At 57.4% G+C, this 6,245-nt stretch carries 6 protein-coding genes; all 6 read left to right on the top strand.

Annotation, left to right across the window (positions count from 1 at the left end):
- Window positions 1-545 precede the first annotated feature (545 nt).
- Complete coding sequence (locus AC3B8H_RS17220; protein WP_488442773.1) at window positions 546-1,403, top strand: SIR2 family protein; 858 nt, start codon at window positions 546-548, stop codon at window positions 1,401-1,403.
- A gap of 458 nt (window positions 1,404-1,861) precedes the next feature.
- On the top strand, window positions 1,862-2,566 hold the full coding sequence (gene phoU / locus AC3B8H_RS17215) for a phosphate signaling complex protein PhoU (protein ID WP_488442772.1): 705 nt from the start codon (window positions 1,862-1,864) through the stop codon (window positions 2,564-2,566).
- A gap of 134 nt (window positions 2,567-2,700) precedes the next feature.
- Complete coding sequence (locus tag AC3B8H_RS17210; protein WP_488442771.1) at window positions 2,701-3,423, top strand: DUF445 domain-containing protein; 723 nt, start codon at window positions 2,701-2,703, stop codon at window positions 3,421-3,423.
- Between the two features lie 7 nt (window positions 3,424-3,430).
- Window positions 3,431-4,210: an alpha/beta fold hydrolase gene (locus tag AC3B8H_RS17205; protein WP_488442770.1), complete on the top strand. Its 780-nt coding sequence runs from the start codon at window positions 3,431-3,433 to the stop codon at window positions 4,208-4,210.
- Window positions 4,211-4,349: 139 nt separating this feature from the next.
- Window positions 4,350-4,634, top strand: a complete 285-nt coding sequence (locus tag AC3B8H_RS17200) for a hypothetical protein (RefSeq protein WP_488442769.1) — start codon at window positions 4,350-4,352, stop codon at window positions 4,632-4,634.
- 133 nt (window positions 4,635-4,767) lie between these two features.
- Window positions 4,768-5,997: a pyrophosphate--fructose-6-phosphate 1-phosphotransferase gene (locus tag AC3B8H_RS17195; RefSeq protein WP_488442768.1), complete on the top strand. Its 1,230-nt coding sequence runs from the start codon at window positions 4,768-4,770 to the stop codon at window positions 5,995-5,997.
- The last annotated feature ends 248 nt before the right edge of the window (window positions 5,998-6,245 follow it).

Here is a 6,245-nt window from a genome sequence, read left to right as displayed (position 1 = left end):
TGCATTAGTTCAAGTGCTAGCTTTTTTGGGCTTCCTGGAGCCGATTCTTGAATGTAGTTTGCCGATAGGCTCGATTTAACTGAGTCTGATGATGGGGCGTTGCTGTCGAGCGACATTCGGGTTTTATGTCGGCCTAGGGCCAATCCCAGCCGCTAAAAATGCTGTTGAGCTATGGCAACGAATACGTGTTAGTTGCCATGCCAAGGTGTCTGAAGCGATAAGTACGTTACGTCTTGCGGCTTCGATTTCCAAGTCAAACCATCTATCCATGAATCGGTTTCAATGGGGTTTGCCTCAGTGCCTCGACTTCGCGTTTCCGATGGTTGTGTTCTGGATTTCGAGTCATTTGTTCGGGTTTGATTGCGGAACCGCTGTTTGTAGCAGAGCCGACAAAACCACTGAATTTTATACGGTTGTTGCCAGCCGGCGGCCGGTAGCCGAATTGCAGAGGCCTTGCACTACATGGGCTGGCGCGGTGCCGGTAAAATTGGATTGAAATTTGCTTTACCCCGGTATCCTTCACCTTCTATTACATGGGGCGCAATATGTCGAACAGTGTTTTTTCCGAAATCTTGAGCGGCTTGTACGACAACCAAGTCATACCTTACCTGGGACCCGGCGCGGTGTTCGATTCTCAGAACAAACTGACTCGCGAGCCCATGCCGGCCGATAGCGATAGCCTGATCCTGGCGATGAACGGTGGCAAGCCAATGGCGCCTAAACTGATGTACGAATTTCCGCGCGCCGCGATGAATCAGGAACTGAAACGCGGCCGCTCGTTTCTGACCCAATTTCTGGATAAAACCTACGGCGATGCCCAATACACTCGGGCGGCGCTACACGATTGGCTGGCTGAATGGCGCCCCAAGTACGTGATCGATATCAACCGAGACACCCAGTTGCAGGACAGCTATTCCGACGAAGAACATACCTTGGTGGTCGGCGTTGCTCGCATTACCGCCAGCGCGTTCCGGTTTAGAATTTACCATTACGACGGTTCCAGCTATTTCGAAATCCCGCAAGAACAAGTCGACAAGAAACTACCGGTGCTGTTCAAGCCGATGGGTACGCCGCGTCCGGAGTCCAACTACATCGCTTCCGATGCCGACTATGTCGATTACATCACCGAACTCATGGGCGGCTTCGCGATTCCGGATTTCTTGAAGGATTACCGCAAGGACAAAAAGTATCTGCTGATCGGCATGCCGCTGAACCGCGACTCCGAGCGCATGGTAATGAGCGACATCGTGTATTCCGCCGCCGAACCCAAAGGCTGGTTTCTGCGCAAGGATCCAACCCCGAAGGAAAAGCGCTTCAGTGAGCGGATGGGTTTCGAATTGATCGAAGCCGACGTTCAAGACTTCCTGCAAGCCGTGCAAGGCAGCGCGGTCGCGGCGGCTTAATCCCTCAGCCCTACGCAAGCCCGGTTCGGTCGTCAGGCGCGGATCGGGTTTGTGGTTTTTGGCCGGACGAACCCTGGCAATCGCGGTTCGTGCACGGCAAACCCCGACAATTCCGGTTGTTCGGACAAAGTCCCCCCCAAAAAACGCCGGCGCGACGTAAATTGTCTTGTTGACCGGACCCTGGCCGCATCGCCGGCGCGATGAGTTGTCCGAAGGTCTTGGCTTGGTCTGGCGACCGGACGGTTTTTTCGCGGTCAGCATGGGTAATTTTCCCGTCACGCCATCCGCGTCGGCACCAATCGACCGCATTATTTCCCGTATCCAACGTGATGGGTTTGGATGTCCGCCTTGGCTTACGTGGAATGTTGTTCTTGAGAGTCGTTTTGTCACATTCCTGTAACCTCCGGGGCTTAGAGTCAGGCATTTCCGGCTTTGGGCCGTTTTACGAGTGGCGAACGATGACGACTTTGAGCGAGAGTGCGACCGGCGCGCACACTGTGCGGGCTTTCGACGATGAATTGCAGCAGTTACACAGCCTATTGCTGACAATGACCGAACTGCTGATGCGGCAGTTGGAACAGGCGATGCGGGCCTTGGACGCCGGCGATATGGACTTGGCGGAGAAGGTATTGGCCCGCGCCAGCAAGGTCAAGCATTGCGAAGCACGAATCGACAACGAGGTGTTGGCGCTGATCGCCAGACGCTGCCCGGTGGCCAACGATTTGCGCACCGCGATTTCGAGTTCGAAAATCGTCGTCGAGTTGGCGAAGATCGGCGAGGAGCTTGCCGATTTCACCCGATTGATCACGGTTTTGTACGATCCGGATACCAGCGATCCCAATCCGAAATTGCTGGCCGACATCATCAAGATCGGCGATTTGATCAAATTGATGCTGAACAAGCTGATTCAGGCGCTGGAGCATAACGACACCGAACCGGCCTACGCCTTGTTGCGTTACGACAGGGACTGTGAAAACGAGTTGCAGGAGGGCATACGCCATCAGTTGGCGCTGGTGCTGAAGGATGTCAGGATGACGCGCCGCGCGCTGGACGTGATGCAAATGATGAAGGCGCTGGAACGCTGCGGCGAGCACAGCCGCAATATTGCCCAATATTTGATTTTCATGCTGGACGGCATCGACGTGCGCCACGCGCGCGGCTGAGTTCTTCGCGCCGTTCCGCCGTTACCCGGTCGAATTGCCTTGTCATGCACGGCGGCGGGCGCTCCGTCCGCCGCCGTGACCGAGATTGCGGTTAAAATAGCCGGCTGACACCGACTTCGTTACGGCTAATCCGCATGAGAAGACTATTAAACCAAAGCTTTTTAACCAACTTTCTGTCGCTGGCGGTGATCGCCGCCGGCTACGCCAGTCCCTACTATCCCGAAACCTTGAAAGCCATCGGCTTTTTCGCGTTTTCCGGGGCGATTACCAATTGGCTGGCGATTCACATGTTGTTCGAGAAAGTGCCGTTTTTGTACGGCTCCGGCATCATTCCGGCGCGCTTTCAGGAGTTCAAGGCGTCGATCAAGGCCTTGATGATGGAGCAGTTTTTTACCGTCGCCAATATCGAACAATTTATCGAGCGCGAGGAAGCCCAAGGCGGCCGGGTGCTGAATCTGCAACCCTTGCTGAATGCGGTCGATTACGACAAGGTCTACGAAGGCTTGGTCACGGCCATCATGAATTCGTCGTTCGGCGGCATGTTGCTGATGATGGGTGGCGAGGAAGCCCTGCAACCGCTGAAGCAGCCGTTTACCGACAAGATGCGGCTGACCTTGGAGGAAATGGCCGAGTCCGACCGCTTTAAGCAAGCGCTGCGGCAAGGTTTGAACGCGCATCGCATCGGCGAGGATTTGACCGGCAAGATCGAGGCCGTCATCGACAATCGCTTGGCGGAATTGACGCCGAAAATGGTCAAGGACATGGTGCAAGCCATCATCAAGCGGCACTTGGGCTGGCTGGTGGTGTGGGGTGGCGTATTCGGCGGCTTGCTGGGCGCCGTATTCGGTTTTGCCTGAGGCCGGCATGGCCGTTCTCGAACTGGCCTACGAGGCTTACGGCGAGCCGGGCGGCACGCCGCTGCTGCTGATCCACGGATTCATGGCGTCCTCGCGGAATTGGCGGACCGTCGCCAAGCAACTGGCGCACCGCTACCACGTTTACGTGTTGGACATGCGCAACCACGGCGCCTCGCCGCATGCGACGCTGCTGGACTATCCCAGCATGGCGGCCGATTTGGCGGCGTTTATCGATAGTCTGGGACTGGATCGCGTGCATTTGCTGGGGCACAGCATGGGCGGAAAGGTGGCGATGTGGCTGGCGTTGCAGCAACCGCAACGGATCGACCGCTTAATCGTCGCCGATATCGCGCCGGTCGGCTACCGGCACAGTTTCGACGCGCTGATCGACGCGTTGCGGGCCGTGCCGGTGGACAGCATCGTTAACCGCAAGCAGGCGGAAGAAGCGTTGGCGGACGGCATTCCGGATCTGGCTTATCGGCAATTTCTGCTGCAAAACCTGCTGCTGAAGGACGGGCGTTACCAATGGCGGATTGATTTGGACATTATTCGCGACAACGCCCACCACATCATCGGCTTTCCGGACGCGGCGGGTCGGGCGTATTCGCGGCCGGTGCTGTTTATTGGCGGCGGCAAGTCCCGCTACCTCGATCGCGCGGCGATCGGCCGGTTGTTTCCGCGCGCCAGCGTTACCGAAATTCCCGATACCGGGCATTGGCTGTATGTCGAGGCGCCGCAAGCCTTCTGCGGCCTGGTGGACGACTGGCTCGCCGGGCCGGCGGATTAGGCCGCTCCGGTCGGTTTTGAACCTTGGTACACTTGCCGCAAATCCGCAAAACATTAAGCTTGCCTTCCCGTTTGTTCAGGCCGTCAGGCCACATCGATAAACCGGGATTCACAGCTTGAGACGCGCGGAGCAATCCAAAATGACAGACCTCTTCATCCGTAGACGCCGGTTTCGGCGGATCGGCAAGTCGGCATTGACGTTGGCCGAGCTACTGGCGACCGGCCGGAATGCACCGCTGAGCGATTACCTGTCGCTATCGCTCAGCGATTGCGGGCATTACACCAAAATCAGTCTGACCACGACCGACGCCGAACCGGTCACCTATTCGGCGCTGCTGACCGACGCGGCTCAAACCGACTTGCAATCCCTGGTCTTCGTCGCCCAAGGCGACCGCCGAGCCGCCGAGCCGGGCATCACTTCCTGATTCAGCTTCAGTCCTGGCCTGTGCTAAAATCGCCGGTCTAGCGGCGCGCGGGTCTTAGCGCATCCGATCGCCGCGAATGCGGATCACGCGCAGAGTACCATCACTTTTTCAACCGATAACAATCAACACGCTCATGAACAAACCCAAAAAAGTCGCAATCCTTACGGCCGGCGGTTTGGCGCCATGCCTGAACTCCGCCATCGGCAGCCTGATCGAACGTTACACCGAGATCGATCCCAGTATCGAAATCATTTGCTACCGGGGCGGGTACAAAGGCCTGTTGTTGGGCGATTCGTATCCGGTGACCGCCGAAGTGCGCCAAAAAGCCGGTTTGCTGCAACGTTTCGGCGGCTCGGTGATCGGCAATAGCCGGGTCAAGCTGACCAACGTCAAGGATTGCGTCAAACGCGGTTTGGTTAAAGAAGGCGAAGATCCGCAAAAAGTCGCGGCCGACCAGTTGATCAAGGACGGCGTCGATATTCTGCACACCATCGGCGGCGACGACACCAATACCGCCGCGGCCGATCTGGCGGCATTTTTGGCGAAGAACAACTATGGCCTGACCGTGATCGGTTTGCCGAAAACCGTCGATAACGACGTGTTCCCGATCAAGCAATCGCTGGGTGCCTGGACCGCCGCCGAGCAAGGCGCGCGCTACTTCATGAACGTGGTGGCCGAGAACAACGCCAACCCGCGCATGCTGATCGTTCACGAAGTCATGGGCCGCAACTGCGGCTGGCTGACCGCCGCCACCGCCCAGGAATACCGCAAATTGCTGGATAAAGCCGATTGGCTGCCGGAATTGGGCTTGAGCCGTGAGTCTTACGAAGTCCACGCGGTATTCGTCCCGGAAATGGCGATCGACCTGGAAGCCGAGGCCAAGCGCCTGCGCGAGGTCATGGATAAAGTCGATTGCGTCAACATCTTCGTCTCCGAAGGCGCCGGCGTAGAGTCCATCGTCGCCGAAATGCAGGCCAAAGGCCAGGAAGTGCCGCGCGACGCCTTCGGCCATATCAAACTGGATGCGGTCAACCCCGGCAAATGGTTTGGCGAGCAATTCTCGCAAATGGTCGGCGCCGAAAAAACCCTGGTGCAAAAATCCGGTTACTTCGCCCGCGCCGCCGCGTCCAACGTCGACGACATGCGTTTGATCAAATCCTGCGCCGACTTGGCGGTCGAATGCGCCTTCCGCCGCGAATCCGGCGTGATCGGCCACGACGAAGACAACGGCAACGTGCTGCGGGCGATCGAATTCCCGCGTATCAAAGGCGGCAAGCCGTTCAATATCGACAGCGACTGGTTCAACAAAATGTTGGGCGAGATTGGCCAACCCAAAGGCGGCAAGGTCGACGTCAGCCACTAACCAGACCTAGGCGAAATCGTCCAATACCCGAGGGTCCGGCTTCAGCTGGCCAGCCGTAGACCCGGCTCCTCGGGTAATCCACTTCCCATCTGGGTAGCATAAGGCGCGGTTACCACTGTTGTGGGTGGGTTCGCCTCCCCCATTCACCTTTGCGGCAACAGCCTAAATCGATTGTCCGCTTTTCCGGGAACGAGTCAGCTTTGACATCTCCCGACGCCCCTATAGTGGGTAATTGCTCGTATTTCCTT

Source organism: Methylomonas sp. BG-2, assembly GCF_057766305.1.
Note: the sequence above shows the minus strand (reverse complement) of the source record. Positions and strands in the feature narration are given on the sequence as shown.

Coding starts and splice junctions, on each gene's coding strand:
- AC3B8H_RS17220 (WP_488442773.1), top strand. CDS start 546: ATGTCGAACAGTGTTTTTTCCGAAATCTTGAGCGGCTTGTACGACAAC.
- phoU (WP_488442772.1), top strand. CDS start 1,862: ATGACGACTTTGAGCGAGAGTGCGACCGGCGCGCACACTGTGCGGGCT.
- AC3B8H_RS17210 (WP_488442771.1), top strand. CDS start 2,701: ATGAGAAGACTATTAAACCAAAGCTTTTTAACCAACTTTCTGTCGCTG.
- AC3B8H_RS17205 (WP_488442770.1), top strand. CDS start 3,431: ATGGCCGTTCTCGAACTGGCCTACGAGGCTTACGGCGAGCCGGGCGGC.
- AC3B8H_RS17200 (WP_488442769.1), top strand. CDS start 4,350: ATGACAGACCTCTTCATCCGTAGACGCCGGTTTCGGCGGATCGGCAAG.
- AC3B8H_RS17195 (WP_488442768.1), top strand. CDS start 4,768: ATGAACAAACCCAAAAAAGTCGCAATCCTTACGGCCGGCGGTTTGGCG.